Origin of the sequence: Hahnella aquatica (SeqCode), assembly GCF_965194505.1 — a bacterium.
Lineage (GTDB): Bacteria > Pseudomonadota > Gammaproteobacteria > Burkholderiales > Burkholderiaceae_A > Hahnella > Hahnella aquatica.
The window spans coordinates 1774116-1787316 of sequence record NZ_OZ239144.1 but is presented as its reverse complement, the minus strand read 5'-3'; the positions used below and the strand labels follow the sequence as shown (position 1 = coordinate 1787316).

13 protein-coding genes and 4 tRNA genes are annotated in these 13201 nt (G+C 61.3%); 14 read left to right on the top strand and 3 right to left on the bottom strand.

The window, feature by feature from the left end; genetic code table 11:
• Positions 1-2: 2 nt before the first annotated feature.
• Both folE2 and AC8GDA_RS09235 read right to left on the bottom strand, forming a co-directional pair.
• Positions 3-815, bottom strand: coding sequence for a GTP cyclohydrolase FolE2 (gene folE2 / locus AC8GDA_RS09240; protein WP_506556233.1), 813 nt, complete (start codon positions 813-815; stop codon positions 3-5).
• Positions 812-1396, bottom strand: coding sequence for a glutathione peroxidase (locus AC8GDA_RS09235; RefSeq protein WP_506557233.1), 585 nt, complete (start codon positions 1394-1396; stop codon positions 812-814). Before AC8GDA_RS09235 ends, folE2 begins: the two co-directional genes overlap by 4 nt.
• Before the next feature lie 168 nt (positions 1397-1564).
• Here AC8GDA_RS09235 and AC8GDA_RS09230 point away from each other — a divergent pair, with 168 nt between their 5' ends.
• Positions 1565-2494 (top strand): MerR family transcriptional regulator, encoded by a 930-nt coding sequence (locus AC8GDA_RS09230; protein WP_506556232.1) that lies wholly within the window; start codon positions 1565-1567, stop codon positions 2492-2494.
• Here the strand turns inward: AC8GDA_RS09230 and AC8GDA_RS09225 are convergent.
• The gene (locus AC8GDA_RS09225; RefSeq protein WP_506556231.1) at positions 2424-2951 is read right to left on the bottom strand and encodes a PhaM family polyhydroxyalkanoate granule multifunctional regulatory protein; all 528 of its coding nucleotides are present in this window, start codon (positions 2949-2951) and stop codon (positions 2424-2426) included. The two genes, AC8GDA_RS09230 and AC8GDA_RS09225, sit on opposite strands and share 71 nt — an antisense overlap.
• 23 nt (positions 2952-2974) lie before the next feature.
• Between AC8GDA_RS09225 and AC8GDA_RS09220 the strand changes: the two genes are divergently transcribed.
• The 13 genes from AC8GDA_RS09220 (at position 2975) to rpoB (ending at position 13201) form a co-directional block, all read left to right on the top strand.
• On the top strand, positions 2975-3952 hold the full coding sequence (locus AC8GDA_RS09220) for a DUF3108 domain-containing protein (RefSeq protein WP_506556230.1): 978 nt from the start codon (positions 2975-2977) through the stop codon (positions 3950-3952).
• A gap of 56 nt (positions 3953-4008) precedes the next feature.
• A tRNA-Tyr gene (locus tag AC8GDA_RS09215) sits at positions 4009-4094 on the top strand.
• A 9-nt stretch (positions 4095-4103) separates the two neighbouring features.
• A tRNA-Gly gene (locus AC8GDA_RS09210) sits at positions 4104-4177 on the top strand.
• Positions 4178-4201: 24 nt separating this feature from the next.
• Positions 4202-4276, top strand: a tRNA-Thr gene (locus AC8GDA_RS09205).
• A gap of 49 nt (positions 4277-4325) precedes the next feature.
• The gene (gene tuf, locus AC8GDA_RS09200; protein WP_506556218.1) at positions 4326-5516 is read left to right on the top strand and encodes an elongation factor Tu; all 1191 of its coding nucleotides are present in this window, start codon (positions 4326-4328) and stop codon (positions 5514-5516) included.
• 27 nt (positions 5517-5543) lie between these two features.
• A tRNA-Trp gene (locus tag AC8GDA_RS09195) sits at positions 5544-5619 on the top strand.
• A 28-nt stretch (positions 5620-5647) separates the two neighbouring features.
• On the top strand, positions 5648-6028 hold the full coding sequence (gene secE, locus AC8GDA_RS09190; protein WP_506556229.1) for a preprotein translocase subunit SecE: 381 nt from the start codon (positions 5648-5650) through the stop codon (positions 6026-6028).
• Between the two features lie 2 nt (positions 6029-6030).
• Positions 6031-6564, top strand: coding sequence for a transcription termination/antitermination protein NusG (gene nusG / locus AC8GDA_RS09185; RefSeq protein WP_506556228.1), 534 nt, complete (start codon positions 6031-6033; stop codon positions 6562-6564).
• Between the two features lie 88 nt (positions 6565-6652).
• The gene (gene rplK / locus AC8GDA_RS09180; RefSeq protein ID WP_506556227.1) at positions 6653-7084 is read left to right on the top strand and encodes a 50S ribosomal protein L11; all 432 of its coding nucleotides are present in this window, start codon (positions 6653-6655) and stop codon (positions 7082-7084) included.
• A gap of 2 nt (positions 7085-7086) precedes the next feature.
• Positions 7087-7794, top strand: coding sequence for a 50S ribosomal protein L1 (rplA, locus tag AC8GDA_RS09175; RefSeq protein ID WP_506556226.1), 708 nt, complete (start codon positions 7087-7089; stop codon positions 7792-7794).
• Positions 7795-8018: 224 nt separating this feature from the next.
• Entirely contained in the window at positions 8019-8549 is a 531-nt protein-coding gene (gene rplJ / locus AC8GDA_RS09170; RefSeq protein WP_506556225.1) for a 50S ribosomal protein L10, read from the top strand.
• A 39-nt stretch (positions 8550-8588) separates the two neighbouring features.
• A complete protein-coding gene (gene rplL, locus AC8GDA_RS09165; RefSeq protein ID WP_506556224.1) occupies positions 8589-8978 on the top strand; it encodes a 50S ribosomal protein L7/L12 in 390 nt (129 codons plus the stop codon).
• 119 nt (positions 8979-9097) lie between these two features.
• A complete protein-coding gene (gene rpoB, locus AC8GDA_RS09160; protein WP_506556223.1) occupies positions 9098-13201 on the top strand; it encodes a DNA-directed RNA polymerase subunit beta in 4104 nt (1367 codons plus the stop codon).

Below are 13201 nucleotides of genomic sequence, written 5' to 3'. Positions count from 1 at the left end.
TGTCAGGCCTGGGCAGCGGCGCGGTGCTCGATGCGGGCGTAGGCCGAGTGGTTGTGAATCGACTCGAAGTTTTCGGATTCCACGGTGAAGGCGGCAATGCGGTCGTCGGCCACCAAGGCCATGGCCACGTCCCTTACGAGGTCTTCCACGAATTTGGGGTTGTCGTAGGCCCGCTCGGTGACGTACTTCTCGTCCGGACGCTTGAGCAGGCCCCAGAGCTCACAGCTGGCGGCCTTTTCGGCCACACCAATGAGCGATTCGACCGACATGCTCGCGCCGAGTTCGGCTGCGATGGTGACGTGCGAGCGCTGGTTGTGAGCACCGTAGTCGGAGATGTTCTTGGAGCAGGGGCACAGGCTTGTGACCGGCACGACCACGGTGAGCGTGGTGACGCGCTGGCCTGCCTTGACCTGGGTTGACCACTTGATCTCGTAGTCCATCATGGAGGCCACGGCCGAGACGGGTGCTGTTTTGCGCACAAAGTAGGGCATGGCCACGTGCATGGCGCCCTCTTGGGCATCGAGGCGCTCGAGCATCTTATCCATCAAGTGGTTCAGGCTTGCGAAGTCCAGTGCCTCTTCATGGTTCTGGAAGACCTCGATGAACCGCGACATGTGCGTGCCCTTCTCTTCGGCGGGCAGGGCCACGGTCATTTCAATGGTGGCCACCGAGGGCTGCGGCCCGTTGGCCGTCTGCACCATCACCGGGTGCTTGAAATCCTTGATGCCCACCTGCTGAATGGCGAGCCGACGCGTGTCCCGGGAAGACTGCACATCGGGCAGGTTGCAGGACTGGAATTTTTCGGGTGCGTTCATGGGGTCGCCTTTCGCGTGGCAGCGGTGGAGGGGGTGGGTGCCTTTGCGATCAGGCCCTCGATATCGGACTTGAGTCGTTGGCTGTTTGGGGCGACTTGGCTTGCATAGCTGCGAACCAGACGGCCCTCTTTGTCTATTAGATATTTGTGGAAGTTCCAGCCCGGCGCATCCGACTGTCGGGTCAACTCCTTGAACAAAGGGTTGGCGGACGGACCCTTCACGCTGGTCTTGGCAAACATTGGAAATTTCACCGAGAAGGTGTTGGTGCAGAACTCGGCGATCTGCTGGTTGGTGCCTGGCTCTTGATTGCCGAAGTCGTTCGATGGGAATCCGAGCACCGTAAATCCTTTTGCACCGTACTGGCGTTGCAAGGCCTCGAGCCCCTCGTACTGCTGGGTAAACCCGCAGTAGCTTGCCGTATTCACCACCAACAGCACCTGCCCTTGATACTGGCAGAGGTTCTGGGGCGCGTCGTCTTGTAGGCGCGGGAAGGTCTTGTTAAGGAGCGGCGCGCAGGCCGCCCAGGCCGACTGCGCAAGCACAAGCCCAGCCAGCACCAAGCCGGCCGCCAACACTTGCATGTGGGCCGGGCGACGGTGAAATGCTGCAAAGGATGCCCCGGATCGATTGACGGATGTTCGCAAAAAATTGTCCTAGCCAAGCCAAAAGTGAAGCCCTATACTATGGGCGGGGGAAGTATTAAGTCAAACACTTGTCTACGACAAGTAAGGTTTTTCGGGGGCAACAACATGGACCAAGCCGTCCAGTCACCGATTTATTTGAGCATTGCGGCAGTCGAGCGCGACACGGGGCTTTCCAAAGACACCCTGCGCGTTTGGGAACGTCGGTACGGCTTTCCAATTCCACAACGCGATCCGTTTGGTGAGCGGATCTACACACTTGATCAAGTCGACCGACTTCGGCTGCTGCGTCGGCTGCTCGATGCAGGCCATCGGCCAGGCAAGATCATAGGCCTTTCAGATGACGTGCTGCGAAGCCTCTCTGAACAGATCCCGTCGGGCTTTCCGCCGCCCACGCAAGATCAGATGGCTGACCTCGACCTCTTCATGCAACTCGTGCGTGCGCACCACGTGGAAGAGTTGCGCCGCCAACTTGGCCAGCGCGTGCTGCGCCATGGTCTGGCCCGATTTGTGACCGAGGTGGTGGCACCCCTGATCGACCAAGTCGGCGATGCCTGGGCGCGAGGCCAACTCGAGATCTACGAAGAACACCTCTTTACCGAAAGCATGCAAGTGGTGCTGCGCAGTGCCATCAGCACCATCCCGCACCCGGCCTCCCAGCCCAAGGTGCTGCTCACCACCTTCCCAGGCGAGTCTCACGGCATGGGCATTCTGATGGTCGAGGCACTGCTCGCACTCGAAGGCTGCCGATGTGTGTCGCTTGGCGTGCAGACCCCGATTTGGGACATCGCCCTGGCGGCCAAGGCCCAAGAGATTGACGTGGTGGCCTTGTCATTCTCGTCTGTGGCCAATCCCACCATGGTGATTCAAGGCCTCACCGAACTGAGAACCAAACTGCCGTTGGGCATCGACATCTGGGCGGGTGGCCGCTCGCAGGCCCTGCGTCAGCGGCGCATCCCCGATGGCGTCAAGGTGGTGACGAACCTGTCGGACCTGACCGAGGCCGTGGGGTCTTGGCGGAACCGCTCGCGCGACTAGACGACGCTTTCTTGGCCCGGCTGGGCTCGCCCGAGCTGGTCTTGCCTGCGCCGTTCTTTGTTGCTTTCGCGGGCTTGGCCGCGGTGGTGTTGGCCTTGGAATCGTTGCCCGCGCCGGCCTGGGCTGCAGCCACCATCTGATTGAACTGACTCTGTAAGTTGGCCCACAGGGCGCCGGCCTGGTGGCCAGCATCCTCGGCCGGGCCCTGCATGGACGACTGCATGGCCTTTAACTGGGCCAGGGTGCCCCGCTGCACCTCCATGCCCTGGATGGTTGTTTTCAGAAGTTGCAGGTTCAGGCTGAGCCATTGATCCACGGCCTTCAGGTCCGCGATGCGCTTGTCGAGCTCGTCGATGTCCATGGTGGGCATGGCCGCTGAGGGCATCTGGCCCAGGCCACCCGAGGAAAATCCGGGCCAAGCGCTCAGGAAGGCAAAGGGATCACTCGGGTTTTGCATGCAACGAGTGTAAGGTGAAATTCGTGAGAACGACGCGTATTTTCTGGACCAGCCTGGCGGCGGTGCTGCTGCTGCATGTGCTCGTGCTGGCATGGCTTTCAGACACCTTGGTGGGCTGGATTCGTCTGCTGCCCAGCCAAGAGCCCTCGCCCGTGGAGGTGTCGTGGGTCTTGCCGCCGCCACCGGTGCAGCCCTCGCCGCAGACCAAGGCCGTGCCTCCCTTTTCGCCGCCTGCGGCCGAGTCCAGCCCCATCGGGCCAAGCCCACCGCAGCCCGATCCAGCCCCATCGACCACCGAATCGTCACCGATCCCCAGGCCACGGGCTGCCGAGATGCCCAAGCCGGGTGTGCTGGCCGTGGAGGCCTATTGGGGTGTGCACGCACTCGATGGCCAACCCCTCGGTCGGGGCGAAATTCGCCTGGAATATCCGAACCCAGGCGAGTACACACTCACGCTCACAGCCAAGGCGATTGGCTGGCTGTCTGTCTTTGTGTCCGAGCCGGTGGAACTCATGAGCGCGGGCCGACTCGGGCCCGATGGCCTGGTGCCCACCCGGTTCAAACAGAACACGCCCCGCCGCCCGCCCGCCGAGAGCCGATTCGACCCGACCGCGAACACCGCGCAATTGGCCGCCGATGCGCCGGTGATCCCTGCGCCGCAAGGCCTGCAAGACCGCCTGAGCGTGGCCTTTCAACTGGCCTGGATTGGCGAGTCGCAACCCAGAGGGCTTGAGCCCGGCCAACGATTCGAGATTCCCTTGGCCACCCACAAAGAACTTCGCACCGTGGCCTTTCAGGTGGGCGACCCGGAGGACTTGGTGCTGCCCGGGGGCATTCTGGTGACCGCACTTCGGGTGACGAGCGATCCTTTTCAGACCCGGCGAATGGGTCAAATTGACCTCTGGCTGGACCCGGCCGACCGCCACTTCCCAGTGCGCATTTTGTACAGCGAGCCCGGCGGCCGGGCCCTTGATTTTCTGGCCATCCGGAGCGTCTTCTAGCCCCAGGCCTTATTTGACAGTCTCACCTGAAAGATGGATAGTTACGGGTTCGTCGTGGAGGGGTGCCCGAGTGGCTAAAGGGGGCAGACTGTAAATCTGTTGGCGCACGCCTACGTTGGTTCGAATCCAACCTCCTCCACCATTGGGGCGTGCGGGTGTAGCTCAATGGTAGAGCAGAAGCCTTCCAAGCTTACGACGAGGGTTCGATTCCCTTCACCCGCTCCAAGATTTGCTGTTTTTGTAGGTTTGGCCCATGTGGCTCAGTGGTAGAGCACTCCCTTGGTAAGGGAGAGGTCACGCGTTCGATCCGCGTCATGGGCACCACAGTTTATGAGTTGATGTTCAACAACCAGTTAATGACTAGGAGTCAGAGATGGCCAAGGGCAAGTTTGAGCGGACCAAGCCGCATGTGAACGTAGGGACGATTGGTCACGTGGACCATGGGAAGACGACGTTGACGGCTGCGATCACGACGGTGTTGTCGTCTAAGTTTGGTGGTGAGGCCAAGGGCTATGACCAGATTGATGCGGCGCCGGAGGAGAAGGCTCGTGGGATCACGATCAACACGGCGCATGTGGAGTATGAGACGGCCAATCGTCACTATGCGCACGTGGACTGCCCGGGCCATGCCGACTATGTGAAGAACATGATCACGGGTGCGGCGCAGATGGACGGTGCCATTTTGGTGTGTTCGGCCGCCGATGGTCCGATGCCCCAGACGCGTGAGCACATTTTGTTGGCCCGCCAGGTGGGCGTGCCTTACATCATTGTGTTTTTGAACAAGTGCGACATGGTCGACGATGCGGAGTTGCTCGAGCTCGTGGAGATGGAAGTTCGCGAGCTGCTCTCGAAGTACGACTTCCCTGGCGATGACACGCCGATCATCAAGGGCTCTGCAAAGCTTGCGCTCGAGGGCGACAAGGGCGAGCTTGGTGAGGGGGCGATTCTCAAGCTGGCCGAGGCCCTGGACTCCTACATTCCCACGCCTGAGCGCGCCATTGATGGCGCCTTCCTGATGCCCATTGAGGATGTCTTCTCGATCTCGGGCCGCGGCACGGTGGTCACGGGCCGTGTGGAGCGTGGTGTGGTGAAGGTGGGTGAAGAGATTGAGATCGTGGGCATCAAGGCCACGGTCAAGACGACCTGTACGGGCGTGGAGATGTTCCGCAAGCTGCTCGACCAGGGTCAGGCGGGTGACAACGTGGGCGTTTTGCTGCGTGGCACCAAGCGTGAGGAGGTCGAGCGTGGTCAGGTGCTGGCCAAGCCCGGTTCGATCACGCCGCACACCAAGTTTGAATGTGAGGTGTATGTGCTCTCGAAGGACGAGGGTGGTCGTCACACGCCTTTCTTTAACAACTACCGTCCGCAGTTTTACTTCCGCACGACCGATGTCACGGGCTCGGTGGTGTTGCCTGAGGGCACGGAGATGGTGATGCCTGGTGACAATGTGAAGATGGTGGTCACCCTGATTGCTCCGATTGCCATGGAGCAGGGCCTGCGCTTTGCCATCCGCGAGGGCGGCCGTACCGTCGGCGCAGGCGTCGTCGCCAAAGTGATCGAGTAAAAGGATTTGTCTGGTCTATCGGAGCCTAGGGGCATAGCTCAACTGGCAGAGCGTCGGTCTCCAAAACCGAAGGTTGGGGGTTCGATTCCCTCTGCCCCTGCCAACCCTCCGATCCCAGACAACCTCGCGCCATGAGCACCGTCACCGACGTCTCCACCAGCAGCCTGTCCAACAAACTCATGTTGGCGGGGTCTGTGCTTGCCTTCATTGCAGGGGTGGTGGGCTACCACACGCAGGGTGATTCCTCTGCACTGGCAGCCCTGGGCTCTATGGTGGCGGGCATTGTGGTGGCACTGGTGCTTGGCCTGGCCAGCCCGTCTGGCCGCGTGTTCATGGGCTTTGCCCGTGAGGCCCAGGCTGAGGCGCGGCGGGTTCATTGGCCCAGCCGCAAGGAGACGCTCCAGACCACCGGCATCGTTTTCGTATTTGTGTTTGTGATGGCGCTCTTTCTCTGGCTGACCGACAAGTCGCTGGAATGGGTGCTCTACGATTTGTTGTTGGGATGGAAGTGACCATGACCAAACGTTGGTACGTCGTACATGCCTTTTCAGGCATGGAGAAGAGCGTGGCCCGAGCCATCCAAGAAAGAATTGACCGTGCAGGCATGCAGGATCAATTCGGCCAGATTCTGGTGCCCACCGAAGAGGTGGTCGAGATTCGTGGCGGCCAGAAGGCCCTCTCGGAGCGTCGTTTCTTTCCAGGCTACGTGCTGGTGGAAATGGACATGAATGAGCAGACCTGGCATTTGGTGAAGAACACCAACAAGGTCACCGGCTTTGTGGGTGGCACCGCAAGCAAGCCCACCCCCATCTCACAGGCCGAGGTCGACAAGATCATGGCCCAGATGCAAGAGGGGGTTGAGAAGCCTCGGCCCAAGGTGCTCTTCGAGGTGGGCGAGGTGGTCCGCGTCAAGGAAGGCCCGTTCACCGACTTCAACGGCAACGTCGAGGAAGTGAACTACGAAAAGAATCGTCTGCGGGTGTCGGTCACGATCTTCGGTCGTTCGACACCAGTGGAACTGGAGTTTGGTCAGGTCGAGAAACTCTAGCAGTGGCCCGGCCGGAAGCATCGGCCGGTTTTTGAGGAGCAGGGCTGAGAAGTAGGGCCCCGCGCATGTACTCGCAATAGGAGCCGTCATGGCAAAGAAGATCATTGGTTACATCAAGCTGCAGGTTCCTGCAGGCAAGGCGAATCCGTCGCCACCCATTGGCCCAGCCCTGGGCCAGCGCGGTCTGAACATCATGGAGTTCTGCAAGGCATTCAATGCCCAGACCCAAGGCATGGAGCCGGGCCTCCCCATTCCATGCGTGATCACAGCCTTCGCAGACAAGACATTCACCTTCGTGATGAAGACGCCACCGGCGTCCATCCTCATTAAGAAGGCCGCAAAGATCGACAAGGGCTCTGCCAAGCCCCACACCGACAAGGTCGGCTCGATCACCCGCGCCCAGTGCGAAGACATCGCAAAAACCAAGCAGCCCGATCTCACGGCCGCCGACCTCGATGCGGCGGTCAAGACCATCGCTGGAAGCGCCCGCAGCATGGGCATCACGGTAGAGGGACTCTAATCATGGCCAAACTCTCCAAACGCATTTCAGCGGTTCGGTCCCAGGTCGACCGCACCAAGACATACACCGCCGATGAGGCCCTGGCCCTGGCCAAATCCTGCGCCACGGCCAAGTTCACCGAGTCCGTCGATGTGGCGGTTCAGCTCGGCATCGATGCCAAGAAATCAGACCAGCTCGTGCGGGGCTCCCTGGTGCTGCCCGCCGGCACCGGCAAGACCGCCCGTGTGGCCGTGTTCGCCCAGGGCGAGAAGGCCGACCAGGCCAAGGCCGCAGGTGCCGACATCGTTGGCATGGAAGACCTCGCCGAGCAGATCAAGGCCGGCCAGATGAACTTCGACATCGTGATTGCCTCGCCAGATGCCATGCGCCTGGTGGGCCAACTCGGTCAGATCCTTGGCCCCCGCGGGCTCATGCCGAACCCCAAGGTGGGCACGGTCACCCCGGATGTGGCCACGGCCGTGAAGAATGCCAAGGCAGGCCAGGTGCAGTACCGCACCGACAAGGCCGGCATCATCCATTGCACGATCGGTCAGGCCTCGTTCGAGGTTGGCGCATTAAAGAGCAATCTTGTGGCGCTCATTGATGCCCTCAACCGCGCCAAGCCCTCGTCGTCCAAGGGCGTCTACCTTCGCAAGGTGGCCGTCTCCACGACCATGGGTCCCGGCATTCGAGTGGAAACGCAGTCGCTGCTGGGGCAGCAGGCTGCATAGAAGACTTTGGGCTGTTGGCCTTGCGGCAGTGCTGCGCGGGGCCAACAGGTTGTCAAAGACCGTTGGGGCATCGCTTAATTTCAGGTTGAACTGAGCCCAACGCAGATGGCGGTCCCGGAAGACACAAGGCAAGGCCCTTATGGGCCGCGCCGGAAGGTTCGAAGGTCGCCGGTTTCAACCGCCTCAAGGGCCATTGGCCTGCGAGGCTTTTGTAGGAGCAAACCGTGGCATTAAACCGCGAAGCAAAGGCAGCCATGATTGCCGACGTCACTGCCCAGGTGGCAACAGCGCAAGCAATTGTGGTTGCGGAGTACCGTGGTCTGGATGTTGCCAGCATGACCGAGCTCCGCCGCAAGGCCCGGCAGTCGGGCGTCTACCTGCGCGTTCTCAAGAACACGTTGGTGCGCCGTGCCGTTGCGGGAACCCCGTTCGAGAAGCTGTCCGACCAAATGGTTGGTCCGCTGATCTACGGTGTCTCGCAAGACCCCGTTGCTGTGGCGAAAGTCCTTCAGGACTTCTCCAAGGCCAACGATCGGCTGGTCATTAAAGCGGGTGCGCTGCCCAACAGCACTGTCGACGCAAATGCAATCAAGGCCTTGGCCGCATTGCCCTCGCGCGAAGAACTTTTGGCCAAGCTGCTCGGCACCATGCAGGCGCCCACCGTCAAGTTTGTGCAGACCCTCAACGAGGTGCCCACGAAGTTTGTGCGGGCCCTCGCTGCTGTTCGGGATCAGCGCGAGCAGGCTGGCGCCTAACAACCACGACCTTTTGAACCTTTATTTGGAGTTTTAAACATGGCAATGACCAAAGAAGATGTCCTGAATGCAGTTGGTTCGATGAGTGTTCTGGAGCTCTCCGAGCTCATCAAAATGATGGAAGACAAGTTCGGCGTGTCCGCCGCAGCCACGGCTGTGGCTGTTGCAGCGCCTGCTGGCGGCGGCGCAGCCGCGGGTGGCGCGGCTGCTGAAGAGCAGACCGAGTTCACCGTGATGCTTGCGGCCGCTGGCGACAAAAAGGTTGAGGTCATCAAGGTGGTGCGTGCTGCCACTGGCCTGGGCCTGAAGGAAGCCAAAGACCTCGTGGACGGTGCACCCAAGGCCGTCAAAGAAGGTGTCTCCAAGGCCGATGCCGACGCCCTCAAGAAGCAGCTCGAGGAAGCCGGCGCGAAGGTCGAAGTCAAGTAGTCGTTTATTCAGCCGCCCCGGGCCGTTGGCCCGGTGGGGCTGTCTTCGCAATGGCGGCTTTCAATGGAAGGCCCACATCGTCAAGTCAGTCCCTTCTTTTTCAGACCCCGAGGACCCGAATGGCCTACAACTTTACTGAAAAGAAACGCCTCCGCAAGAGCTTTGCAAAACGCCCACCGGTGTTGGAGGTTCCTTATCTGCTCGAGACCCAGCTTCAGTCTTATCGAGACTTCCTCCAGGCCGACAGGGCCCCGGATGCTCGAGACGAGTCTGGCCTCCAGGCGGCCTTTCAGTCCATCTTCCCGATCTCCAGCCACAACGGCATGGCACGGCTCGAGTTCGTGCATTATCAGCTCGGCATGCCCCCCTTCGACATGAAGGAATGCCAGCAGCGAGGCCTGACCTTTGCAGCGCCACTGCGCGCGCGCGTGCGGCTCGTCATCCTCGACCGCGAGGCGGCCAAGCCTACGATCAAAGAGGTCAAGGAGCAAGAGGTCTACATGGGCGAGATGCCCCTGGTCACCGACACCGGCTCTTTCGTGATCAACGGCACCGAGCGTGTCATCGTGAGTCAACTGCACCGCTCGCCGGGCGCATTCTTCGAGCACGACCGGGGCAAGACCCACAGCTCGGGCAAGCTGCTCTTCTCGGCCCGAATCATCCCTTACCGTGGCTCCTGGCTCGACTTCGAGTTCGACCCCAAGGACATTCTCTATTTCCGAGTCGACCGTCGTCGCAAGATGCCCGTCACCATCCTGATGAAGGCCCTGGGCCTCACGCCCGAGCAGATCCTGGCGCATTTCTTTGCCTTCGACCACTTCCAGCTGATGCCCCAGGGCGCCCAGATGGAACTCGTGGCCGAGCGGCTCAAGGGCGAGCAGGCGCGCTTTGACATCGTCGACAAGGACGGCAATGTTGTCGTTCCCAAAGACAAGCGCATCAACGCCAAGCACATCCGCGACATTGAGAAGGCGGGCTTAAAGCGCATCTCCGTGCCGGACGACTACCTTCTGGGCCGTGTGGTGGCCACCAACCTCATCGACCCAGAGACGGGCGAACTGATGGCCAAGGCCAACGATGAGATTACTGAGGAACTGCTTGCCAAGATGCGCGACGCCAAGGTGCGCGAGTTCTCGGCCCTCTACGTCAACGACCTCGACCATGGCCCCTATATTTCCTCGACCCTGCGGCTCGATGAGACACCCGACCAACTCTCGGCTCGGGTGGCCATCTATCGCATGATGCGTCCGGGCGAGCCGCCCACGGAAGATGCTGTCGAGGCACTCTTTAACCGGCTCTTCTTCAGTGAGGATTCCTACGACCTCTCCAAGGTCGGCCGCATGAAGTTCAACCGCCGCCTGGGCCGTGAAGAGGTGCTCGGCGCGATGACCCTCTCCAACGAGGACATCCTCGACACCATCAAGGTGCTTGTGGAGCTGCGCAACGGTCGCGGTGAGATCGATGACATCGATCACCTCGGCAACCGCCGCGTGCGGTGTGTGGGTGAGCTTGCAGAGAACCAGTTCCGCTCCGGCCTGGTGCGGGTGGAGCGTGCAGTCAAGGAGCGTCTGGGCCAGGCCGAGGCCGACAACCTCATGCCTCACGACCTCATCAACTCCAAGCCCATCTCAGCGGCCATTCGCGAGTTCTTTGGGTCCTCCCAGCTCTCGCAGTTCATGGACCAGACCAATCCGCTCTCTGAGATCACCCACAAGCGCCGCGTGTCCGCACTCGGTCCTGGTGGCCTGACCCGGGAGCGCGCCGGCTTTGAGGTGCGCGACGTGCACCCCACTCACTATGGCCGTGTCTGCCCCATCGAGACGCCAGAAGGCCCGAACATCGGCCTGATCAACTCACTGGCCCTGTATGCCCGCCTCAATGAGTATGGCTTCCTTGAGACGCCGTATCGCAAGGTGGTCAATGCCGTGGTGACAGACCAGATCGAGTACCTCTCGGCCATTGAAGAAGGCCGTTATGTGATTGCCCAGGCCAATGCCGAAATGGATGGCAAGGGCCGCCTGCTCGAGGACCTCGTGTCGGTGCGTGTCAATGGCGAGACCACCCTGTCGGGCCCCGACCGTGTGGAATACATGGACGTGGCGCCTTCGCAGATTGTCTCGGTGGCAGCGTCGCTCATTCCCTTCCTCGAGCACGATGATGCCAACCGCGCCCTGATGGGATCGAACATGCAGCGCCAGGCCGTTCCCTGCCTGCGGCCCCAGAAGCCACTGGTGGGCACCGGCATTGAGCGCACCTGCGCCGTCGACTCCGGCACCGTGGTGCAGGCCCGCCGTGGCGGTGTGGTCGACTATGTCGACTCACGCCGCATCGTGATTCGGGTGAATGATGCCGAGACACGTGCAGGCGAGTCGGGTGTCGACATCTACAACCTGATCAAGTACACCCGCTCCAACCAGAACACCAACATCAACCAGCGTCCCGTGGTCACCAAGGGTGATGTCGTGGTGCGTGGCGATGTGGTGGCCGATGGCGCCTCCACCGACCTGGGCGAACTCGCCCTGGGCCAGAACATGCTGGTCGCCTTCATGCCCTGGAACGGCTATAACTTCGAAGACTCCATCCTCATTTCTGAGCGTGTGGTGGCCGAAGACCGCTACACCTCGATCCACATCGAGGAGCTCTCGGTCTTCTCGCGCGACACCAAGCTCGGGCCGGAGGAAATCACACGAGACATCTCCAACCTCTCCGAAGGCCAGCTCGGCCGGCTCGATGAGTCGGGCGTGGTCTACATCGGTGCAGAGGTGCAGGCCGGCGACGTGCTCGTGGGCAAGGTCACCCCCAAGGGCGAGACCCAGCTGACCCCAGAAGAGAAACTGCTTCGCGCCATCTTTGGTGAGAAGGCCTCGGACGTGAAGGACACGTCCCTGCGCGTGCCCTCGGGCATGAGCGGCACCGTCATCGACGTGCAGGTCTTCACCCGTGAGGGCATTCAGCGCGACAAGCGGGCCCAGCAGATCATCGATGAAGAGCTTGGCCGTTATCGCAAAGACCTCAACGACCAGCTTCGCATCGTTGAGACCGACGCCTTCCAGCGGATCGAAAAGCTTCTGCTCGGCCAGCCTGCCAATGGCGGCCCCAAGAAGCTCGCCAAGGGATCGCCCATCACGGCCGATTACCTCGCCGACCTCGACCGCTACCACTGGTTCGACATTCGACTCTCGGATGAGACGGCGGCCCAGCAGCTCGAGGGCCTCAAGGAGTCGCTCGAGCAAAAGCGCCACCAGTTCGACCTCGCCTATCAAGAGAAACACCGCAAGCTCACCCAGGGCGATGAACTCCCCCCGGGCGTGCTCAAGATGGTCAAGGTCTACCTGGCCGTCAAGCGTCGTCTGCAGCCGGGCGACAAGATGGCCGGCCGCCATGGCAACAAGGGTGTGGTCTCGCGGATTGTTCCCGTGGAGGACATGCCCTACATGGCCGATGGCCGCCCAGTCGACATCGTGCTCAACCCCTTGGGCGTGCCCTCACGGATGAACGTGGGCCAGATTCTCGAGACCCACCTGGGCTGGGCCGCCAAGGGCCTTGGCCAGCGCATCGGTGAGATGCTCGAGCGTCAGGCCAAGGTGTCCGAGCTTCGCAAGGCCCTCGAGAGCGTCTACAACGCCACGGGCAAGCCCGAAGACATCGCTGGCCTCAAGGATGTCGAGGTGGTCGAGCTTGCACAGAACCTCCAGGATGGCGTGCCCTTTGCCACCCCGGTGTTCGACGGCGCCAAGGAAGACGAGATTCGGCAGATGCTGCAGCTCGCCTATCCCGATGATGTGGCCGCCAAGGTGGGCCTCACCGTCACCCGCACCCAGGTTCAGCTCTATGACGGTCGCACCGGCGACGGCTTCGACCGCACCACCACCGTGGGCTACATGCACATGCTGAAGCTGCACCACCTGGTGGACGACAAGATGCATGCCCGCTCCACCGGCCCGTACTCGCTGGTCACGCAGCAGCCCTTGGGCGGCAAGGCCCAGTTCGGCGGCCAGCGTTTCGGCGAGATGGAGGTCTGGGCACTCGAGGCCTATGGTGCGGCCTACACCCTGCAGGAAATGCTCACCGTCAAGTCAGACGACGTTGCTGGCCGAACCCGTGTCTACGAGAACATCGTCAAGGGCGACCACGTGATCGACGCTGGCATGCCGGAATCGTTCAACGTGCTGGTCAAAGAGATCCGCTCGTTGGGCATTGACATCGATCTCGAACGCCACTGA

Coding starts and splice junctions, on each gene's coding strand:
- rplK (WP_506556227.1), top strand. CDS start 6,653: ATGGCAAAGAAGATCATTGGTTACATCAAGCTGCAGGTTCCTGCAGGC.
- AC8GDA_RS09230 (WP_506556232.1), top strand. CDS start 1,565: ATGGACCAAGCCGTCCAGTCACCGATTTATTTGAGCATTGCGGCAGTC.
- secE (WP_506556229.1), top strand. CDS start 5,648: ATGAGCACCGTCACCGACGTCTCCACCAGCAGCCTGTCCAACAAACTC.
- rplL (WP_506556224.1), top strand. CDS start 8,589: ATGGCAATGACCAAAGAAGATGTCCTGAATGCAGTTGGTTCGATGAGT.
- tuf (WP_506556218.1), top strand. CDS start 4,326: ATGGCCAAGGGCAAGTTTGAGCGGACCAAGCCGCATGTGAACGTAGGG.
- rpoB (WP_506556223.1), top strand. CDS start 9,098: ATGGCCTACAACTTTACTGAAAAGAAACGCCTCCGCAAGAGCTTTGCA.
- AC8GDA_RS09225 (WP_506556231.1), bottom strand. CDS start 2,951: ATGCAAAACCCGAGTGATCCCTTTGCCTTCCTGAGCGCTTGGCCCGGA.
- nusG (WP_506556228.1), top strand. CDS start 6,031: ATGACCAAACGTTGGTACGTCGTACATGCCTTTTCAGGCATGGAGAAG.
- folE2 (WP_506556233.1), bottom strand. CDS start 815: ATGAACGCACCCGAAAAATTCCAGTCCTGCAACCTGCCCGATGTGCAG.
- rplA (WP_506556226.1), top strand. CDS start 7,087: ATGGCCAAACTCTCCAAACGCATTTCAGCGGTTCGGTCCCAGGTCGAC.
- AC8GDA_RS09235 (WP_506557233.1), bottom strand. CDS start 1,396: ATGCAAGTGTTGGCGGCCGGCTTGGTGCTGGCTGGGCTTGTGCTTGCG.